The 20341-nt window shown below is 67.8% G+C and carries 17 protein-coding genes and 1 tRNA gene; 7 read left to right on the top strand and 11 right to left on the bottom strand.

Going from position 1 to position 20341, the window contains the following annotated elements; translation table 11 throughout:
* The first annotated feature begins 24 nt into the window (after positions 1–24).
* Positions 25–882: a hypothetical protein gene (locus tag HRU76_13620; protein QOJ18560.1), complete on the top strand. Its 858-nt coding sequence runs from the start codon at positions 25–27 to the stop codon at positions 880–882.
* 21 nt (positions 883–903) lie between these two features.
* Here HRU76_13620 and purE read toward each other — a convergent pair whose 3' ends face one another.
* From purE to HRU76_13585, 7 genes are all read right to left on the bottom strand, one after another.
* Positions 904–1395, bottom strand: a complete 492-nt coding sequence (purE, locus tag HRU76_13615; GenBank protein ID QOJ18559.1) for a 5-(carboxyamino)imidazole ribonucleotide mutase — start codon at positions 1393–1395, stop codon at positions 904–906.
* A 143-nt stretch (positions 1396–1538) separates the two neighbouring features.
* Positions 1539–3392, bottom strand: a complete 1854-nt coding sequence (gene argS / locus HRU76_13610) for an arginine--tRNA ligase (protein QOJ18558.1) — start codon at positions 3390–3392, stop codon at positions 1539–1541.
* 141 nt (positions 3393–3533) lie between these two features.
* Positions 3534–4838, bottom strand: a complete 1305-nt coding sequence (gene purD / locus HRU76_13605; protein QOJ18557.1) for a phosphoribosylamine--glycine ligase — start codon at positions 4836–4838, stop codon at positions 3534–3536.
* A 132-nt stretch (positions 4839–4970) separates the two neighbouring features.
* Positions 4971–5399, bottom strand: coding sequence for a histidine phosphatase family protein (locus tag HRU76_13600; protein ID QOJ18556.1), 429 nt, complete (start codon positions 5397–5399; stop codon positions 4971–4973).
* The gene (locus HRU76_13595) at positions 5396–6751 is read right to left on the bottom strand and encodes a DUF1080 domain-containing protein (protein ID QOJ18555.1); all 1356 of its coding nucleotides are present in this window, start codon (positions 6749–6751) and stop codon (positions 5396–5398) included. The genes HRU76_13600 and HRU76_13595 overlap by 4 nt, the downstream gene beginning before the upstream one ends.
* 54 nt (positions 6752–6805) lie before the next feature.
* Positions 6806–7423 carry a YdeI/OmpD-associated family protein gene (locus HRU76_13590; protein ID QOJ18554.1) on the bottom strand — a complete coding sequence of 206 codons (618 nt, stop codon included), beginning with the start codon at positions 7421–7423 and terminating at the stop codon, positions 6806–6808.
* Between the two features lie 15 nt (positions 7424–7438).
* On the bottom strand, positions 7439–8494 hold the full coding sequence (locus tag HRU76_13585; protein ID QOJ18553.1) for a site-specific DNA-methyltransferase: 1056 nt from the start codon (positions 8492–8494) through the stop codon (positions 7439–7441).
* A 165-nt stretch (positions 8495–8659) separates the two neighbouring features.
* Here HRU76_13585 and HRU76_13580 point away from each other — a divergent pair, with 165 nt between their 5' ends.
* Complete coding sequence (locus HRU76_13580; protein ID QOJ18552.1) at positions 8660–9616, top strand: hypothetical protein; 957 nt, start codon at positions 8660–8662, stop codon at positions 9614–9616.
* A 131-nt stretch (positions 9617–9747) separates the two neighbouring features.
* Here HRU76_13580 and upp read toward each other — a convergent pair whose 3' ends face one another.
* Positions 9748–10395 (bottom strand): uracil phosphoribosyltransferase, encoded by a 648-nt coding sequence (upp, locus tag HRU76_13575; protein ID QOJ19196.1) that lies wholly within the window; start codon positions 10393–10395, stop codon positions 9748–9750.
* A gap of 172 nt (positions 10396–10567) precedes the next feature.
* On the opposite strand from upp, the gene mgtE reads away from it, so the two are divergent.
* Positions 10568–12040 (top strand): magnesium transporter, encoded by a 1473-nt coding sequence (mgtE, locus tag HRU76_13570; GenBank protein QOJ18551.1) that lies wholly within the window; start codon positions 10568–10570, stop codon positions 12038–12040.
* A 45-nt stretch (positions 12041–12085) separates the two neighbouring features.
* Here the strand turns inward: mgtE and HRU76_13565 are convergent, their stop codons facing one another.
* The gene (locus tag HRU76_13565; protein ID QOJ18550.1) at positions 12086–12982 is read right to left on the bottom strand and encodes an endonuclease/exonuclease/phosphatase family protein; all 897 of its coding nucleotides are present in this window, start codon (positions 12980–12982) and stop codon (positions 12086–12088) included.
* 60 nt (positions 12983–13042) lie between these two features.
* Entirely contained in the window at positions 13043–13903 is an 861-nt protein-coding gene (locus HRU76_13560; protein QOJ18549.1) for a CPBP family intramembrane metalloprotease, read from the bottom strand.
* 226 nt (positions 13904–14129) lie between these two features.
* Here HRU76_13560 and trpC point away from each other — a divergent pair, with 226 nt between their 5' ends.
* Positions 14130–14960 carry an indole-3-glycerol phosphate synthase TrpC gene (trpC, locus tag HRU76_13555; GenBank protein QOJ18548.1) on the top strand — a complete coding sequence of 277 codons (831 nt, stop codon included), beginning with the start codon at positions 14130–14132 and terminating at the stop codon, positions 14958–14960.
* Positions 14961–15105: 145 nt separating this feature from the next.
* Here the strand turns inward: trpC and HRU76_13550 are convergent, their stop codons facing one another.
* Positions 15106–15930 carry a pyrroline-5-carboxylate reductase gene (locus HRU76_13550; GenBank protein QOJ18547.1) on the bottom strand — a complete coding sequence of 275 codons (825 nt, stop codon included), beginning with the start codon at positions 15928–15930 and terminating at the stop codon, positions 15106–15108.
* A gap of 702 nt (positions 15931–16632) precedes the next feature.
* Between HRU76_13550 and HRU76_13545 the strand changes: the two genes are divergently transcribed.
* The 3 genes from HRU76_13545 to HRU76_13535 all read left to right on the top strand — a co-directional run bounded on the left by HRU76_13545 (position 16633) and on the right by HRU76_13535 (position 20340).
* Positions 16633–16704: transfer RNA gene (locus HRU76_13545), tRNA-Asn, on the top strand.
* Positions 16705–17601: 897 nt separating this feature from the next.
* The gene (locus HRU76_13540) at positions 17602–19317 is read left to right on the top strand and encodes an SAM-dependent DNA methyltransferase (GenBank protein ID QOJ18546.1); all 1716 of its coding nucleotides are present in this window, start codon (positions 17602–17604) and stop codon (positions 19315–19317) included.
* Positions 19318–19350: 33 nt separating this feature from the next.
* Positions 19351–20340, top strand: a complete 990-nt coding sequence (locus tag HRU76_13535) for an ImmA/IrrE family metallo-endopeptidase (protein ID QOJ19195.1) — start codon at positions 19351–19353, stop codon at positions 20338–20340.
* Position 20341 lies beyond the last annotated feature (1 nt).

The raw sequence follows: 20341 nt of genomic DNA, 5'->3' as shown, positions 1-20341 counted from the left end.
GCGGCGGGGCAGGAGGACGGGCGCATGCGGCCATCACGGGGTTCACATGCAGCCGGCTGGATGAAGCGGCGCGGCCTCTCCCGCCGGGGGCTGCTCATCGCCCTCGGCTGCGCGGCGGTCCTGGTCGTCATCGTCATCGTGGTTTCCGGACGCAGCCGCGATGACTCGCGCTGGGAGCGCGATGGGGCCAACGTGAAGGCCATCATCGACGGGTGGATGACCTTCGCCGCGTCGAACGACGGCCGCTTCCCCACGCCGGGCGATGTTCTCGGCCAGACGGGCGAGCAGTTGATGCATCGCCCCCAGCCCGACGCCGCCAGTCCGCTCAACACCACCGCCAGCATGTACGCCCTGACCATCGCCCAGCGGTTCGCCCCCCCCACCGTGCTCCTCTCGCCCGTGGAGCGCAATCCGGCTGTCACGCTCTATGACCCCGCGGCGGGCGACGTGGCCAAGGCCTACCAGCCCGCCGCCGGTCGGTACTGGGACTGGAACTTCGTCGCCGACCTGGAGACCGGCTCGAACGTGTCGTACGCCCACATGCCCATCGCGGGGCGTCGGATGACGAAGTGGCGGCTGGACCGCGACCCGAACTGGGTGCTCGTGGGGGGCCGTGGGCCGAAGGATGGCGCGCCCGACGCGGCATCGCTCACCATGCGGCCGGACGGATCATTCCAGGCCCACATCGCGTTCGGCGACGGGCGGGTCGAGATGATCGAGTCGTGCGTGTGGAAGTCGCCGTTCCTGGACGCGGTCGGCTCGTTCATCCCGGACAATCTGTACCGGGATGAGCCGCCCAACGCCTCCTTCGGCGGTCTGGACCGGCTGCTGACGTTCACACGGTCGATCGTGAACCTGGAGCCGGTGGTGCAGTGGGATTGAAGACCGTGGAATCAGCGTGCTTTACTCGCGCGGCAGTTCCTGCACGGTCTGGTTCTGCTCGGTGCGGAAGGCCAGCAGTTTCGCCCGGATGGCGGCGTCGGACCCGGCCAGCACCTGGGCGGCGAAGATGGCCGCGTTGGTCGCGCCGTGCGAGCCAATGGCGAAGGTGGCGACCGGCACGCCCTTGGGCATCTGCGCCATGGACAGCAACGAATCCAGCCCGTCCAGCGACCACGCCTGCGTGGGCACGCCCAGCACCGGCAGGTGGGTGAGCGAGGCCACCACGCCCGCCAGGTGGGCCGCCCCGCCCGCGGCGCAGATGATGAGCCGAATGCCCCGTCCGTCCGCCGCCTTGGCGTAGGCCGCCACCTGCTCCGGGTTCCGGTGCGCGGACAGCGCCTTGGCCTCGTGCGGGATGCCGAACTTGTCGAGCATTTCCGAGGTCTTCTTCATCGTGGGCCAGTCGCTGGCGCTGCCCATCAGAATGCCGACGAGAGGATTGGCATGATTCACGGATCACTGCTCCGGGTGAGGGAAGGGATGAGAAGGCCCGGCGGGCCCGACCGCCCGCGGCGCGGGGTTGACAATAGGGCCAGCCCGGCGAGACGTCATCCGCCCGCGCCCGGCGGCTGGAACGGCGGGGCGCTCACTCGAATCTACATCCGCTGGGGCGCGTCGATGCCCAGCAGGTTGAGCCCGTCGCGCAGCACATCGCGGGTCAGCCCGCACAGCCGCAGCCGCGAGCGACGGATCGAATCATCCTCGGCCTTGAGCACGGGGCAGGCCTGGTAGAAGGCGCTGTAGGCCTCAGCCAGGTCGTGCAGGTAGGTGCAGAGCCGGTGGGGTTCGAGCGAGTCGGCCACCGCGCGCACCACCGGCCCATAGCGAAGCAGGTGCAGGGCGAGGGCCCGCTCCGACGGCTCGCGGATCAGGATCGGCGCGGCGGCGAGATCCGACGGCTCCACCCCGCCCCGGGCAAAGATCGAGCACACCCGCGCGTGGGCGTACTGGATGTACGGCCCGGTGTCGCCCTCGAAGGCGATCATCCGGTCGAAGTTGAACACGTAGTCGCGCGAGAGGTCGCCCGACAGGTCGGCGTACTTGACCGCCCCGATGCCGACGGCGCGCCCGATGGACTGGAGTTCCGACGGCGACAGCCCGTGCGTGGGGGCGGCGGGGTCGGCGGCCCGGGCCGTCACCTCGCGCGTGCCGCGCTCGATCGCCTCGGTGAGCAGTTCCTTGAGCGTGATGTTCTCGCCGGAGCGGGTCTTGAGCGGGCGTCGGTCCTCGCCCAGCACCGCGCCGAAGGGCACGTGGATCAGTTCCGCCCGCGCGCCGTCGGGGGTGATATCCCAGCCGATCAGCCGCACCGCGTCGAACACGTCGCGGAAGTGGTCGCGCTGGCGGGCATCGACCACGTAGATGACGCGGCCCGCGCCGAGCTCACGGACGCGGTGATGGATGGCGGCCAGATCGGTGGTGGCGTAGAGGTAGCCGCCGTCGGACTTGCGGATCAGCAGGGGCCGGTCCCGATCGGAAAACGGCACGACCACGGCGCCGTCATCGTGCCGGGCCAGGCCGGCGCGTTCGAAGGCGCCGACCACGTCGGCGAGGCGGTCCCGGTAGAACGATTCGCCGCGCTCGCTGGACTCGTCGAGGTCCACGCCGAGCATGGCGACCGTCTCATACACCGCCCGCATGGTGACGCGGATCAGTCGTTGCCAGTCGGCCACCACCTCGGGGTCGCCCTGCTGAAGGCGGATGAGCGTTCGCTTGACGCCGACCATGACGCCCGCGGCGCCGTCGTTCTGGGCCTCCAGTTCCACGATTCGATGCGGTCCCGCATGTCCCCGGCGCGCCGCCGCCAGTCCCGCCTCATCATCGCGGCAGTCGGCCTGGGCGGCGCGGTAGGCCCGCTCCAGCGCGGCGATGTCCAGGCAGTCGAGATCCGCGCCGGACTCGCGCAACCGGTGCAGCACCATCGCGATCTGGAGCCCCCAGTCACCCAGGTGGTTCTGCCGGATCACCCGTCGTCGCTGCCGCTCGAAGAGACGCGCCAGCGCGTCGCCGATGATCGTGGAGCGAAGGTGCCCCACGTGCATCTGCTTGGCCACGTTCACGCCGCACAGGTCCACCACGACGGGATGCGTGTCGGGCGCCGGCTCGACGCCGAGATCGCATTCCGTCATCCGCCCCAGCAGCTCCCCCAGCGCCTCGGGCTTCAGCCGCACGTTGATGAACCCCGGACCCGCCACCTCCAGCGGCTGGGCGATGTCGGCGACGAGCGGATCGGCGGCCCCCGCCAACTTCATGGCGATGTCGCGCGGCCTGGCGCCGAGCTGCTTCGCCAGCCCCATCGCCAGGTTGGCCTGAAAGTCGCCGAACTGCGGGTTCTGACTGATCCGGACCTGGGGGTCCGCGTCGCCGAACTCCGGTCCCAGCGCGACCACAGCAGCGCGGCGGAAGGCGTCCTGCAGCAACGTGACGGGATCGCAGGATACAGGCGACATCGGGGCGCTTGCTGGCATCGGGCGTGAGTATAGGGGACCGCCGCCGATGACCAGCCGCCGGTCGTGCGCGTCCGGGCATCCGCGCCCGGATCGAAGTGATCCGCCCGGCGCCCTGGCTCCCCCGCTTGTTCCTCTCCGGTGCTACAGCACGCGGTGTCCGATGTCGCGGCGGAAGAACGCGCCATCGAAGTGAATCCGCCCGCAGGCCTCGTTAGCCCGGTCGCGTGCGGAGCGCAGGTCGTCGCCCAGGGCGGTGACGGCGAGGACGCGCCCGCCGGCGGTGACGATCTCGCCGTCCTCCCGCCGGGTGCCCGCATGAAACACCTTCACGTCCCGCAGCGCCTCGGCCTCCTCCAATCCTTTGATCGGGAGCCCCTTGCGATACTCGCCGGGGTAGCCGCCCGAGCACATCACCACGGTGCAGGCGACTCGCGGGTCGAACTCGATCTCGACGCGGTCGAGCGAACCAGCGGCGGTGCCCCAGAGGATTTCGATCAGGTCGCCCTTGAGCCGGGCCATGAGCGGCTGGCATTCCGGGTCGCCGAAGCGGCAGTTGAACTCCAGCACCTTGGGGCCGCCGGGGGTGAGCATCAGCCCGGCGTAGAGCACGCCCCGGTAGTCGATGTCGTCGCGCCTGAGGGCATCGACGGTGGGCACGAGGATGTCGCGCTCGATCGTCGCCATCAGGTCATCGGTGATGAGCGGCGTGGGCGTGTACGCCCCCATGCCGCCGGTGTTGGGTCCGGTGTCGCCTTCGCCGACCTGCTTGTGATCCTGGCAGGGATCGAGCGTCCAGATGGTGCGTCCATCGGTGAGGGCGAGGATGCTGACTTCCTGCCCCTTGAGTTTCTCCTCGATGACGACGGTGGCCCCGGCGTCGCCGAACTCCCGTCGCCCCATGATGCGGTCGATGGCGTCGATGGCCTGCGCGGGGGAGTCGCACACCACCACGCCCTTGCCGGCGGCCAGACCGGCGGCCTTGACGACCATGCCTTCCTCGCGGCTCTGGGCGTAGGTGCGGGCCTGCTCGGCGTCGCGGAAGATTCTGGCCTCGGCGGTGGGCACCGAGGCGCTGCGCATCAATTGCTTGGCCCAGGCCTTGTCCGCTTCGATGCGGGCGCCGGTCTGTCTGGGGCCGAAGACCAGTCGCTTCGGTCCGGCCAGCAGGTCGGCGGCGCCGTCCGCCAGCGGCTGCTCGGGGCCGACCACGACGAGGTGAATGTCGTGCTGCTCCATCCAGCGGACGAAATGGAAGGGGTGCTTGAGCGAGAGAGGCACGGGGCAGGGAATGGCGTGCTGCGCGATGCCCGCGTTGGCGGCATCGGTGGCGTAGAGCATGCCAAGCCGGGGGGATTGAGCGATCTTCCACGCCAGGGCGTGCTCACGACCGCCGCCGCCGATCAGGACGACGTTGCACTTCTCGGGACACGTGAGTGGCTTGGGCATGATGGCGGGAGTGTACGCGAAGAGGCGCGGCGGACCATCAACCATGCCCGAGCATCCCGCATTGAACGAGAACCCCTCCGTCACGAGGGTCGATACGAACGGTTGTGACCGCGCGAAGCGCGGAACGGGGCGTCACATCTCGCGATACCGGGCCGCGCCGGGCTTGCGGCCGCTCGAATCCCAGGCCACTTCCCATACCGAGCCCTTGCGGCATGGGTGGTCATCCAGCCCCAGCTCCCGCAGCAGGGCGGGAATGTTGTCGCCGTGGGCGCAGAGGGCCAGCACGCCTCGCCACTTCGGAAGAACAATGGCCTCTCCCTCCATGAGCGAAGGGTCGATCTCGACCGGCAGTTCCAGGCCATCGGCCAGCGGCTTGACGGTCTGCACGCATCGAACTGCGGGCGAGGAGAGAACTCGATTGATGCCGGCGTCCGCCAACTGACCCGCCAGCCGATGCGCCTGACGGATGCCTGCTGCGGCAAGCGGGCGATCAGCGTCCGGGCCGGACCACTGTTCACGGTCCACCGCCTTGGCGTGCCGGATGAGCAGGAGCGTTCTCATGGTGCGCCATCGGCGTCATCGCCCTTGACTTCATCCGCAGCGTCTGGCGCAATGGGGCGGATGAGAATGTTGCGGAACTCGACGCGGTCGCCGTGTCCCATGAAGCCCAGGTGTCCCGAGCGGCGCGACAGCCCCGGGTGCGGCTGGCCGTCCATCGGCTCGGTGATGGCGGCGAGATCATGCTCCACGATCACCGTGCCGTTGAGGACGACGGTGAGGCGCGAGCCCTTGAGAGTGACCTCCTCGAAGTTCCACTCGCCCACGGGCCGCAGGTAGCCGCGGTGCGCGGGAACCAACCCGTACACCGAGCCGTGATACTGCCAGGGCAGGAGGTTGGCGTACTTTTCATGCGTGTCGTCGAGGATCTGGATTTCCATGCCCTCGTAGGCGGGATTGCCTGTGGCGGGCGCGCGCAGAGCCAGCCCGTTGTTGCCGCCGGGCGGGAGCCGGAACTCGAACCGCAATGTGAAGTCGGCGTACTCGTCGCTGGTGAGGAGCGTGCCGCCGGTGGCCGGGTCGCAGATGAGAACGCCATCCTGCACGAAATAGCCGCTGGTGGAGCCGATCCAGCCGGTGAGGTCGGCGCCGTTGAAGAGGGGCGTGAAGCCGTCGGCGTCGCGCGTGCGGAGGTATTCATTGGCCTCGTCCGCGCCGATCTCGCGCAACCGGATGTCACGAAAGCGGATTTCGCCGCCGTGAGTCTGCAGTTCGATCTGCTCGCTGACGAAGATGGGGCGTGAGCGGTCCCAGTAGTTCTCCATGGGTACATCATCGACGACGAGTTGACCGTTGAGCGTGACGGTGACGCGCTCGCCGATCATGCGGATGTGGAAGGCGTTCCACTCACCGGCGGGCCTGTCGGCCTTGACGAGCGGCGTGGAACGATGCTTCTGGTTGTTGTACAGCCCGCCGGAGCCGACCTTGGCGGGCTCGATGCCGTGGATGGTGTCCCAGATCTGCACCTGCGGGCTGCCGCGCAGGTAGATGCCGGAGTCGGCGCCGGGGCTGATCTTCCAGTCGAGCCACAGTTCGAAGTCGCGGTAGTGTCGCTCTGTGCAGAGGTGCGGGCCGTGGCCGTCGTTGATGATCTCGCCGTTCTCGACGCGCCAGTGGGCGCGGACGAGTTCATCCGCCTTCCGCTGCTCAGCGGCGAGCGTTTCAGGGGACATCTTCGAGCGGGCGATGGGGTCGCGGACGAGTCCCTTCCAGCCGGAGAGGTCACGTCCGTTGAAGATCGGCTCGCCCCGGCGGTCATCCGAGGGGGGCGAGCCGCAGGCCGCGGACCCGGCGCATCCGACGAGCCACGCGACGAGCAGTAGAAGAAGCGACGGCTTGCCTGGAGCAGTGAGCATGACGAAGCACTCCGGGTTGATGGGACGGGCTTGCCGGATCAGGCGCCATCGGCCTCATCCCTTCCGCTCATACTTCCAGTTCCGTCCCTTGCCCTGCGCGATCCACTCCACCGCAGTGGCGAGGCGCCGGGCGCGGGTTTCGGGCTGCTTGGCCTCGGTGATCCACTCGATGTATTCGCGCTTGTGCGAGGGGCTGAAGCCCTTGAAGTTCGCCGCCGCCTCGGGCGACTGCCTGAGAGCCGCCGCCAGGTCGGGCGGCGTGCGCGGCGGGGGCTTCCTCGACTTCTTTCCGGCGGGGAGCTTCACGCCGTCCTCGTTGAGTTTCGCCGCCCTGCGGATGAGCCGGATGATCGCGGCATCGGAAGGCAGGGCGTCCTCGGACTCGATGCGTCCCAGTGCATCAAGCGCCTTGATGTCCTCCGCCGAGGCGCCGTCGGCCAGCAGCGCTTCCTTCCAGAATCCGAGAGCGCAGTGCTTCTTGAACGCCGCGAAACCGCACAGGATGCCGTGGTGCTCGAAGGCAGGCGAGTTCCACTTGAGCGTCTCGATCACCTGCGGACAACCCCGGTGGATGAGCGAGCGGAGCCGGGTGAGGATGGGACGGGCGAACGGCGCGGCACGTTCGATGCAGGCGTCGATGCGGGGGTCGAGGACGGGAGACGCGTCTGCCATGGGATCGAACCCCCCCTACGCGGTCACGCTCTGGCGTTTCACGCGCTGCTTGCGGCGATTGGGGAAGATCGCCGTGGACTGTGGCTGCTCGGCGTCGCGCGGAATCATGCCGATTTCCGTGATGCGTTCCCACGCGCTCTTGGCGTTACCGCGCGAGAACTCGATCCCGATCGACCGCCGCCCCAGGGCGCGGGCCACCGTGGACGTGGTGCCCGAGCCGAGGAAGGGGTCAAGGACCAGTGATGCTGGCCGCCCGTCAGTCGCCGGGTTGCTGCACGCCTTGATGACCCGCTCCAGATAGACCTCGGGAATCTGGTTGTGGTGGCGGTGGCGGCGTTCCTTGTTGTTGCCCTGGATGCGGCCCCAGTACTTGCCGTACCACACATCCATGGGCACGCGCAACCCCTTGTTGGACTCCTTGGCCATGGTGCGCGGATCGGCGTAGATGGCGGCCCGGTCGGAGAGCTCCAGCACCGCGTCCGGGTTCCAGATGCGATTGTCCGGGTCTTTCACAAAGTAGAGCGCGTGAACCTTGGACATGATGAACGAGGAGTTGCGGTTCTGCCCGAACCGAAAATGCCAGATGCACCAGTTGATCATGGTCAGCCCGCGGCGCTTGAGGTGCATCACCACCTCGGCGGCGGTGTCGTCCGGGATGTTCACCCAGATCGACCCGTGCGGCGCGAGGGCCTCGACGCAGCCGTCCAGCCAGTCGAAGGTGAACCGCTCGTACTCGGCGCGAGGCATGCCGTCGCGCCACTCGTCGTAGGGCACATCCCAGTTGAAGGGCGGGTCGGCGAAGACCAGGTCCACGTGGCCGCGATCCGGCAGGTTGGCCAGCACATCGCGGCAGTCGCCCACGTAGACCCGCGTGTCGGGGTTCGCGGCGTGAAAGGCGGGTTGCAGCGGATCATCCGGCTGCGTGGGAGAATGGGGTGGAACGGTGTCCCCGAACAGGCAGATGTCGGCGGTGCGAAGCTGGTCCGCCACCCGCCGCTGCACCTGCGTGGCGCCCTTGGGCATGGCGTAGCCGCCGGGGCGGTTGAAATCTGTGTTCTTGTGCTCAGCCATGATCTGGGATGACGGTAGAACCCTCGGCGTGACGTGTCCTGCTGTTGACAGGATGCGACATGCCAGCCCGGACGTGAAACGTGTCCTTTCCCGGCACGAACCTATACTGGTCGGCGTGATCCGGGTTGGAGCACGCCTTGCCATGACCTACCCAGGAGCGAACTGATGTTCCGTCGTCCCCTTGTCGTGTCTCTGGTCGCGGTTCTCGCCGCGGCGGCCCCCACGTCGTGTCTGCTGGCCCAAAACCCGTCGGGCGGCGCGGCGGCGACGGTGTCGTCGGACGAGATCAAGGTCGAACTGATTGAAGCAGGCCAGCAGCCGCGGCGTGAACTGCGGCTGGCGCCCAAGGCGGGGCTGAAGCAGGTCGTGGAGACCAAGATCAACATGACCATGTCGCAGAGCATGAGCGGCATGGAAATGCCCGCCCCGGACATGCCCGCCATGACGACCACCGCCGAGCTGGAGGTGAAGGAGGTCGCCCCCAACGGCGACATCACGCTGTCGCAGAAGATCACCGCCGCCGACATCGTCGAGACCGACGACACCGATCCCATGGTGGCGGACATGATGCGCCAGCAGATGAAGGGCATGATCGGCATCGGCGGCACGTCCACGCTCACCAGCCGCGGCATCACCAAGGAGACCAAGGTGGAAGGTCCGGAAGGCGCCGATCCCGCCACGCTGGCCCAGATGCGCGGCATGGTGGACACGCTTCGCCAGGCCGCCACGCCATTCCCCGTCGAAGCCGTCGGCATCGGCGCCAAGTGGAAGGTCGTCACCCAGGTCGAGCAGAACGGACTGAAGCTCGATCAGACCACCACCATCGAGCTGGTCGGGTTGAAGGATGACTCGGCGGAGCTGAAAGTCACCATCGAGCAGTCCGCCAAGGATCAGAAGATCGAGGCCCCGGGCCTGCCTCCGGGCGCGTCCGTGACGGTGAAGTCGATGAAGTCCAAGGGCGACGGCCGCATGATCGTCCGGTTTGACCGCGTGTCCCCCGAGGAGAGCGAGTCCAACACCACCAACTCGTCGGATATCTCCATCGACATGGAGGGCATGGCCATGGAGATGGCGCAGAACATGACCCTGAAGATGGCCATCAAGTCCAAGGTCGCTGAGTGACATGACGCGGTCACGACGCGGCGTGCCGCGAACCGTGGCCGACGCCGGTCGATCATCGTCGTGACACCATATCCCCGATCGGGGCGTCCATGCTTGGACGCCCCGTTTTCATGGGTCCGCGCCGTGATTCGTCACTGGGTGCCGAAGATCCGGTCGCCCGCGTCGCCCAGGCCGGGCAGGATGTAGCCGCGCTCGTTGAGCTGCCGGTCCAGCGACGCCGTGTACACCACCACGTCCGGATGATGCTCCCCCAGCCGCATGACGCCCGGCGGGGCGCAGACCAGGCACACCATCTTGATGTCGCGGCAGCCCCGTTTCTTCAGTTCGCCCACCGCGTGCGTGGCCGAACCGCCCGTGGCCAGCATGGGGTCCACCAGCAGCACCGGCCCCTGGGCCATGTCGGGAGGGAACTTGGCGTAATACGCCACCGGCTCCAGCGACGATTCATCCCGGTAGATGCCGATGTGCCCCACGCGGGCCTCGGGAATCAGCGCCAGGATGCCATCGGTCATGCCCATTCCCGCCCGCAGGATCGGCACCAGCGTGACTGGCCGGCTCAGCGCCCGCCCCACGGTCCGCTCCAGAGGCGTGACCACGGCGACCTCCTTCGTGGGAAAGTCGCGGCTGATCTCGAACGTCATCAGCGCCGCGATCTCGTTGAGCAGACGCCGGAAGTCGCCCGTCACAGTCGCCCTGTCGCGCAGACGCGTGAGTTTCGTCTGAATCAGCGGATGATCGAACACCCGCAGGTTGTGATGATCGGACGGAATGCCGGACATGACGCCAAGGTACCTGATGCCGGCGTCCGCGTCGAGAGAAGCCATCGCCCGGAGATGATGTGAGCGCTCAAGACGGCGCGCCGCGACATTGCGGGCGATGACCGGGTGTGACGATCGCGGCGGAACCGGTCGTCGCGGCTCGGACGCGGTTTCGCACCTCCTACACTTCACCATGCTCACCTCCGATCGCTCCGAGGGAGATGGTGTGACGAACGGGAATGTCCCGATCGGCGCGGCGCCGCCGTCGCGCCTGGCCGACGTCGCCGACCCTTCGCCGCAGGATGTGCAGGCGGCCTCCATGATCGCGCACACCATCGACGCCGAGACACTGGCGGGCGTCATCGAGCAGCAGGAGCCGCCCGACGCAGCCGACACGCTCGAAGCCCTCGATGAGGAGCAGGCGGCGGAAGTCCTCGAAAAGATGGAGGATGAGATCGCCGCCGAGGCCCTGGCGGAGATGCAGAAGCCGCTGGCGACCGGGGTCATCACGGACCTGGTTGATGAAGACCCCGCCTACGCCGGTCGGCTGCTGGAGCTCATGTCGCCTGACGACGCCGCCGACCTGCTGCAGGCCCTGCCCGATCAGCCGCGCGGCGTGGTGCTGGCCAGCATGGCTCCCGAGACGCGCCGCACCCTCGCCCACCTGGCGAAGTATGACCGCGAGTCGGCGGGCGGTCTGATGACCACCGAGTTCCTGGCGCTCAAGGCCGACATGACGGTGCCGCAGGCCATCGAATACATCCGAGCCCACGACCTGCCCGAGGACACGCAGACCGCCATGATCGTGGACGCCAAGGGACACCTCGTCGGAGTGCTGGGGCTGCAGCGGCTGCTGCTGGCCAAGACGGCCCAGCGACTGTCGGATCTCATGAACGCCGAGGTGGATTTCGTCCGCCCGGAGATGGACCGCGAACATGTGGCGCGGGTGTTTGACCGCTACGACTACGCCCTGCTGCCGGTGGTGGACCGCGACCGACGGCTGCTCGGCGTCATCACGTTCGATGACGTGATCGACATCATCCGCGAGGAGCAGACCGAGGACACGCAGAAGATGGTGGGCGCCGGCGCGGTCGAGGCGGTGTATTCCTCGCTCGGGACCAAGGTGCGCAGCCGCTTCCCCTGGCTGCTGGTCAACCTGTTCACCTCCACGCTGGCCGCGATCGTGGTGCTGCAGTTCGAAGGGTTGATCGGCGAACTGGCGGTGCTGGCGGTGCTGATGCCCGTCATCGCCAACCAGGCGGGCAACGCGGGCCAGCAGTCGCTGGCGGTGACGCTGCGAGGCATCGTGCTGGACGAAATCCGCCCGGGCCGCGTGGCCCACCTGCTTCTGCGCGAGGCGGGCGTGGGGCTCTTCAACGGTCTTGTCGCGGGCGCGCTCGTCGGCACGGGGCTGGCGGTCATCGGCACGTTCTTCACCGAGGGCGCCTCGTGGCGGCTCGGGCTGATCGCCGGACTGGCCATGATGGGCGCACTCACCATCGGATGCTTCGTCGGCAGCGCCATGCCCATCACGATGCGGCGGCTGGGCTTCGATCCGGCGACGGGATCGACCATCTTCCTCACCATGACCACCGACACGGTGAGCTTCTTCACCTTCCTCGGACTGGCCAGCATGCTCTCCTCATGGCTGCTTCAGCAGGCCTGACGCCGAGACGCCATCGCGGGGGACGCACGCCAGCGCGATGGGGCGTCACTCCGGTCGCAGCCGCGCCGCCACCGGCAGGTGATCGCTCTCGGGTCTGGTTCGATCCGACCACGCCGGCACCTGGTAACGCTCGACCTCGTACCCGCGCAGCAGAATCCAGTCGATGCGCATTCCCTCATCCGGCTCGCCGTCCCAGTCGCACCAGGTGGGCGAAGCGTCATCGCCGGCGGCGTCACGCAGGGCGCGCGTGGTGGCGTCTTCACGCGCCTCCACGGTCGTCAGCGCCAGGTGAGGCGGCGAACCGGGCCGGGCGTTGAAGTCTCCCAGAAGCACGACGCGCGGCTCATCCGCCAGGCGAGACGCGAGCCAGCGAGCCGATTCCAGCCGCGCCTGCTCGCCCCGGTGATCGAAGTGCGTCGAGACCGCGAGCAGCGACTGACCCGTCACGCGATCCTTCAGCCGCACCCACGTGGCCACGCGATTGAGCGCCGCGTCCCACCCGCGGCTGGGCTTGTCGGGCGTCTCGCTGAGCCACCACGTGCCCCAGGCGACTTCCTCGAATCGATCGGCCCGGTAGAGCACGGGCGACTGTTCCCCCCTGTTGACGCCGTCATCCCGGCCCACGCCCCGGAATACGTAGCCGGTCCCCGGCTTTCCCGTCTCATCGGTCGTCCGTCCAAGCGCCGCCTCCAGGTCGCGGCGCTGGCTGGGCAGCACCTCCTGCAGCCCGATGAGATCCGCCTCGAACGACCGCAGCAGCGCGATCACGCGATCGCGCCTTTTCGGCCAGGCGTTCTCGCCGTCCCCCGGGTTGTCGTAGCGAATGTTGAACGACACCACGGTGAGTCCATCGCGGCGGCGAGACGCCTCGATCACCCCGGCGGAATCGGAACTCCTCTCAGATGGTCCGCCAAGAAGAAGCATCACCGGAAGAAGAGGCATGATGCGGATTGTTCGCATGAAGGGCTCCTCCTGACGCGCGAAACGACGTTGCGGAACGATTCACCCCACGGTCAGCGCCAGGGCGACGTTCGCCCCGTTGAACGCCGCGTGCATGACGATGGGGGCCAGCACCCCCCCGCCGCGCTCCCGCGCCAGTCCGAAGCCCAGCGACAGCACGAACAGCGTGGGCAGCGCGTGCGGCGCGACGACGGCGGCGTGGGGCGCGACGAAAATGACCGACGTCACCACGATCGCCCACCACCGCGAACGGAGCAGCGTCGTCAGCGCCGGTTGCAGCATGCCGCGGTACGCCGCCTCTTCAACGATCGGCGCCCCCACGATGACCAGCGCCATCGCGCCGAACCGCCAGGGCCCCGCGGCGGGGTCGGTCAGCATCCGCAGGGCGTCGTGGGCCAGCACGTCCGGCGAGCGTCCGGTCAGCCACGTCTGCACACCGGCGCCGATGAAACTCACCCAATGAAGCAGCGGCCAGATGAGCAGGAGCCCGATGAGTCCCGCCGCCGCCGCGCGGACCATTCGTCGCGGAACGGGGGCTGATTGATCAGTCCGGGCGATGAACGACGAATCCAGCGGCTGACCGGTCGCCTGACCCCCACCCATCCTCGGCCGCACCATCAGCCATGCCGCGATGACCAGTCCCGCCGCGAGATAGCCGCCGCTGCGCAGCACCACACCCAGTCGGACCGTCTCAGGCGAGATCACCCCCCCCGCGTACGCCTGGCGAACGGCGTCAGGCGGCTTCGTCACCGCCGCCAACAGACCCGCCCCCAGCGGCTGGGCCAGGTACATCCCCGCGAAGAAAAGCAGCAGGACGAGCGCGGCCGTCAGTTCCCGCGAGCCCAACCCCCCCGGTCCGGGAGCGGGCGGACGAGGCAGTCGGAGCAGCCGTCGGGCGAACACGAGCCATGCCGACGCTACCGCCCCGATCGCCATGAGACCGGGATAGAGCCATATCGTCCCTCCCCCGGCACGCATATTCACGCGGTCTTCACCCGGCGGGGCGATGCCTTCCGAAGAATCCGTTTCGGGCAAGGCATCGTCATGGATTGGCGCTTCGGCGTCGATACAGTTGCGCATCCCCCACGCGGGGTTGGTGAGCAGGATCAGGGTCAGGAAGCACGAAACGATGCCGGTGACGCTGGAACAGATCGTGGCGCGCAAGCGCGTGGAGGTGGCGCAATCGCGGCAGAAAACACCGCTGGAAACCCTGCGCGAGCGCGTCGGCTCGTGCGACAAGCCGCGCAACTTCTTCAGCGCGGTGGTCAACGGGCGCGACCGGGACCGCGGACACTCGCGCATCATCGCCGAGATCAAGCGCAAGAGCCCCTCCGCCGGGGTGATCCGCGAGGATTTCGATCCCGTCCGCATCGCCAGACAGTATCACCAGGGCGGGGCCTCGGCGCTCTCAGTGCTGACGGATGACCGCGATTTCGGCGGACGGCTGGAGTTCATCGCCCAGGTCCGCGAGGCGGTCCCCCTGCCCGTGCTGCGCAAGGACTTCATCATCGACGAGTACCAGGTGTGGGAGGCCCGCGCCGCCGGGGCCGACGCCGTGCTGCTCATCGCCGAGGTGCTCAGCGAGGGTGAACTGCTGGACCTGATGATCCTGGTGCGCGAGCTGGGCATGACGTCGCTGGTCGAGGTTCACGCCGTCGAAACCCTGCTCAAGGTGAAGAACCACATCGGCTTCCCCCACGCGGGCTACTCGCTGCTGGGCATCAACAACCGTGATCTGGCGACCATGAAGACCGATGTGTCGCACACGCTGCGGGTGATCGAGTTCGTGGAGGACCGCCGTGTGGTGGTGGCGGAGTCGGGCATTCACTCCCGCGCCGACCTGGCCCGGCTGCGTCAGAAGGACGTGCGCATCGCCCTGGTCGGGGAGCATCTCCTGCGCCAGCCCGACCCCGGCGCCGCGTTGCGCGACCTGCTCTCGCGCGATCCGGACGACGAGTGACGCTGTTCCTGCTGCAAGTCGGCGGTTCCCGGGCGGTGCGACGCTCCGCATCGTGCTTCGTCCATCCCTTGAGCGTGGAACACGCCTGGGACTCGCATGCACGCCTGATCGACTGCCGGACGATCCGCCGGCGCGAATCGAGCGGCTACCGCCCCAACTCCACCGCGCGGTCACGGGCGGCGAGAATCGCCTCCGCCACGATCTGCGGAAACTCCGCCTCGAAGAACACCTCCAGCGCCGCCGCCGTCGTTCCGCCCGGACTGGTCACCTGCGTGCGCAGCGCGTCGGCGGACACGGGCGCATGCGAACCGTCGCCGTCCGCCGTGAGCATTCGACCAGCGCCGAGGATCGTCTGGTACGCCAGCGTGCGCGCCGTGTGGTGATCGAGTCCCGCCTGGATGCCCGCCTGCTCCATCGACTCCGCCAGCAGAAAGACGTACGCCGGGCCGGAGCCGGACACCGCCGTCACCGCGTGCAGCAGATGCTCCTCCACCTTCACCACGCGGCCCATCGAGGCGAAGAGCATGACCGGAAAGTGCTCATCGCCCGACCTCGCCCCCTCCCCTATCGCCAAGGCGGTCATGCCCGCCTTGACGCGGCAGGGCGTGTTGGGCATGGCGCGGATGATCCGCGTGTTGCCGCCGAGCACTTGCCGGATGGCCGCGCTGGACAGGCCCGCCATGATGCTGGTGACAATCACACCGTCTGAAGCAGCCGGCGCCGGCCCCATCTGCTCCGCCACGCTGGCGAAAACCTGCGGCTTGACCGCCAGCAGCACGTGCGGCGAGTCCCACGCAAACCGTGCCTCGGCGGACACCACGCATCCCAGCCGCCTCGCCTGCTCACGCCGCCCGTCATCCGGCTCGATGACCAGCACCGATTCCGCCTCCAATACGCCCGCCTCGACCGCCCCGCGCAGGATCGCACTGCCCATGGAGCCGAAGCCGATGATGGAGAGCGTGGTGGGCATGGGGGATGGTAGGGGCGGCCCAGCCGATGGCCGCGAACGCCTCCACCCTCTCGCCTGCCGCTCCAAGGCGTGGGTGGAGCGGAAGGCGTTGATCCAACCCCCGCTCGATCACCTCCCACACCACCACTGCCTTCCACCGCTCGAGCCACCCACCCCCATTCTCGACCACCACCGCCTTTACGGAGCCCTACGAACAACCCGGGAAAACTGGAACCGCGGCTGAACCTGCTCGCCGCCAACGGGTGCATCGACCGAGAAGATGGAGAATGCTCGGACACATCGCCAACGCGCATGGTTGCGTGGCGCACCGGCAGGTGATGCTTCTCGACCTGATCGAGTCTGCAAGGCGCCGTGATGCCCGCTGAGCCGGAGGAACTCGATTGGAAGGAACTGGAGTTGGGCTTGGGCTTGGAGAGCAATTCGCTCAACCCGGGGTGCGGGCTCCACGGTGCTGGCTCCGCATCGGTTGTTCTGGTCAGTCGAGTCTGCCGATTGGGCGCTGACACGGATTCCCGCCGCACGGTGGGGCATCCGACTTCAAGTTCCCTCGGTGCCGCTGCTTGACCGGGCGGTTCTGGCCGATACCTTCACTGGTCCGTTCTCGATGGCGGGAACGGGAACGCACGGCGTGGCTGGCGGCATGTCGGGACGCCGTGCCGCATCGGATCACGGCTGTGAATCATCTGGCGCGACGACAATCGATCCCCTATAGCTCAATGGTAGAGCGGCCGGCTGTTAACCGGCAGGTTGCTGGTTCGAGTCCAGCTGGGGGAGTTCAAGGTTTCCGAGCGAAACCAGACCGACACAGGGGTTGACAGACACCGCCGCCGAGAGCGCCTCGCGGCGGTTGGTCGTTTTGGGGCAGGTGGCGGTCCGGAGTGGCCGTTTCCACGCAGAAAACGCGGTTTACAGCGATGGCCGGCGGGCGGCCGGCCGCCGGGCCGGGTTCCCGCCGCGCTCTCGGTTCGTTTCCAATCTCGGGGGCGCGAGCCGAACTGTGGGAGTTGGGTGCGGCCCCCCGAGCCGAACCCTCTTCGAACTCTCCGTTGGCGGGTTAACTGGTGGGGTGGGTTGACAGGCGTCGGGCCCAGCCGCAGCAGCCAGGGCCATCGATCGAACGGCCACCGCACGAGCCACCTCCAAGCGATGCGACGCGGCTCCGGCACGAGCCCGCACCCTCTTTCTTTGCGCTTCCGCATCCACCTCCCTCACTCCACCGGCCCTCCACCTGGTGATTCGCGTCTCGCGTCCTCACATCGATCGATTGCATTCGGCTCATCATGGCGACTCCTTCCGCAGGTGCTTCAGCCACGCCTTGGGCGTACGGGCGTGCCCATCCTTGTTCGTGTTCGACGCGAGAGCGTTCCTCATGATTCGGCCGCGCGTTCCCGAATCCCGACGGGACCTGCGGGGTCAACGTCACGTTTCCGCACCCCACCGCTGGTGCGCAGGTCGAGGGGCCGTCGCTCAAAGGCCGGACCTTCTTGCGACACGAGCAGCAGACCCCAGACAATCCACACTGATCGCCCGGATCGACACGCCGTCAGCCCGCCCGAGACGGCGCACCAACGCCCCTCTCCCTGTCGCCTCATTTCCGATACCATGAGCCCCAAGGTCATCGGCCACGCCGATGACCCTTCGAGCGCGACCGAAGTCAGGAGGAGAATCGCGATGACGCGAGCGGCAGCGGGAACCAACCAGAGCACCTCGTCGGCGCAGGATCTCACCTACGCCGACGCCCTCTGGAAGGCCGCCGATGCCCTGCGCGGGCAGGTCGATGCCGCCGAGTACAAGCACGTCGTCCTCGGCCTGCTCTTCCTCAAGTACATCTCCGACTCCTTCGAGGCCCGCCGCGATGAACTGAGGGCCGAACTCGAAGCCGATGGCATTACCGGCAAGCAGCAGGACTCCCTCCTGGAGAACCGCGACGAGTACACCGCCGAGCGCGTCTTCTGGGTTCCGCCCGAAGCCCGATGGGCCAACCTGCAGAATCAGGCCGCCCGCCCCGACATCGCCACGCTCATCGACGACGCCATCCTTGCCGTCGAGCGTGACAACGCCGCGCTCAAGTCCAAGTTGCCGCGCGACTACGCCCGCCGCGGCATCGAGCCGGTCAAACTCAAGTCCCTCATCGACCTCATCGCCGACATTGGCTTCAAGGGTGACCGCGACAAGGCACGCGACACGCTCGGCCGCGTCTACGAGTACTTCCTTGGGAAGTTCGCCGCCGCAGAAGGCAAACTCGGCGGCGAGTTCTACACCCCGCGCTGCATCGTCCGCCTCCTCGTCGAGATGCTCGAACCCTACAACGGCCGCGTCTACGACCCCTGCTGCGGCTCGGGCGGCATGTTCGTCCAGTCCGAACGCTTCGTCGAGCAGCACGGCAACAAGGACGAGATCTCCGTCTTCGGCCAGGAATCGAACCCCACGACTTGGCGGCTGGCGCACATGAACCTCGCCATCCACGGCATCGAGGCCAACCTCGGCCCCCAGCCGGCCGACACCTTCCTGCGCAACCTCCACCCCGACCTGAAGGCCGACTACATCCTCGCCAACCCGCCCTTCAACATCAGCGACTGGTCGGGCCAGCTCCTCCGCGACGATGTCCGCTGGCGCTTCGGCGCGCCGCCCATCGGCAACGCCAACTACGCGTGGATTCAGCATTTCATCCACCACCTCGCCCCGCCCAACGGCAAAGGTGGCGGAGTGGCGGGCTTCGTCATGGCCAACGGCTCGCTCTCCAGCAACTCGGGCGGCGAGGGTGAGATTCGTCAGCGCATCGTCGAGCATGACCTCGTCGATTGCATCGTCGCGCTTCCCGCCCAACTGTTCTTCACCACCGGCATCCCCGTCTGCCTGTGGTTCCTCACCCGCGACAAGACTGGCCGCAACCTCCCCAAGGGCGGGCGCAACCGACTCGGCGAGACTCTCTTCATCGATGCCCGGAAACTTGGCACCATGCAGAGCCGCACGCTGCGCGTCCTCACCGGCGGCGACGATGGCGAAACCCTCCTGGCCGATGGGCTTGGCGACCCCAAGCCAGATTCCGACATCGGCCGCATCGTCTACGCCTTCCGCCAGTGGCGCGGCGAACCCAAGCCCGACTGGTGGTCCGACCGCGAGCACGGCCCGTGGGCCTTCAAGCCGGTCCCCGGCTTCGCCAAGGCCGCCACGCTCGACGAGATCAAGAAGCACGGCTTCGTGCTCACGCCCGGCCGATATGTCGGGGCGGAGGAACAGGAAGCGGATAGCGAGCCGTTCGCCGAAAAGTACCCGCGCCTGCTCGCCGAACTGGAGGAGCACTTCGCCGAGTCCGAGCGCCTGACCCGTGTCATTCGTGACAACCTTCGTCGTGTTGGTGGGGTAGCGGGTGGCAATGGGGCGTAATGTCCATCAACGCCCGTCGCCACTGTGGAGACCATCGTGCTGAGAGTGCCGGTCAAGCCCGAACTCCTTCGCTGGGCCTGCGAGCGTGCGGGCAAGTTGGAGTCCGCGCTGGCCGAAAGGTTCGCCGCGTTTCCCGACTGGCTGACCGGCGAGAAGCAGCCCACGTTCAAGCAACTGGAGGACTTCGCCAAGGCGACCCGCACGCCCTTCGGCTTCTTCTTCCTCCAGGAGCCACCGGTCGAGACGATCCCCATCCCGGACTTCCGCACCGTCGGCAGCGAACGAGTCCAGCACCCATCCCCTGACCTGCTCGACACGATCTATCTCTGCCAGCAGCGCCAGGATTGGTACCGCCAGAATGCCCTCGTGCTGGGCGAGCCGCCGCTCGACTTCATCGGCTCCGCCACCGTGCAGAGCGAAGTGATTGCCACCGCCTCGCGCATCCGCGAGGCCGTCGGTTTCGATTTGGACGCTCGGGCCGAGGCGAGGAAGTGGGAGGACGCCCTCCGCATGATGATTGACGCCGCCGACGAGGCCGGCATCCTCGTCATGATCAGCGGCATCGTCGGTCACAACACCCACCGCCCGCTTGACACCGCCGAGTTCCGCGGCTTCGCCCTCTGCGACGCCTCCCCACACCTTGCGCCGCTCATCTTCATCAACGGCACCGACACCAAGGCCGGCCAGATGTTCACCCTCGCCCACGAACTGGCGCACCTCTGGATCGGCGAGTCGGGCGTCTCGAATGTAACGCCCGCGAGTTCGTTCTCGGATCGCGGCGTGGAGTGGTGGTGCCATGCCGTGGCCACGGAAATCGTCAGGGGCTTTGATGTACCGGATGGCCGGGGTAGTGTTCCCGCGGTCAGCCCGCGCTTCGCCCGCGCCGTGCTGGCCAGCACCTGGGAAGGCCGCTCCGCGTTCACCGACGCCTTTCGCCTGCTCGGTTGCCGCAACGTCAAAGCCCTTGAAGCCCTCGGCGATCGCCTCGGTATGACCGCGACACTATGCGGAGGGGCCGCTTGAC

This window comes from Phycisphaeraceae bacterium, from assembly GCA_015709595.1.
GTDB lineage: Bacteria > Planctomycetota > Phycisphaerae > Phycisphaerales > SM1A02 > CAADGA01.
This window is presented reverse-complemented; position numbering and strand designations above follow the sequence as displayed.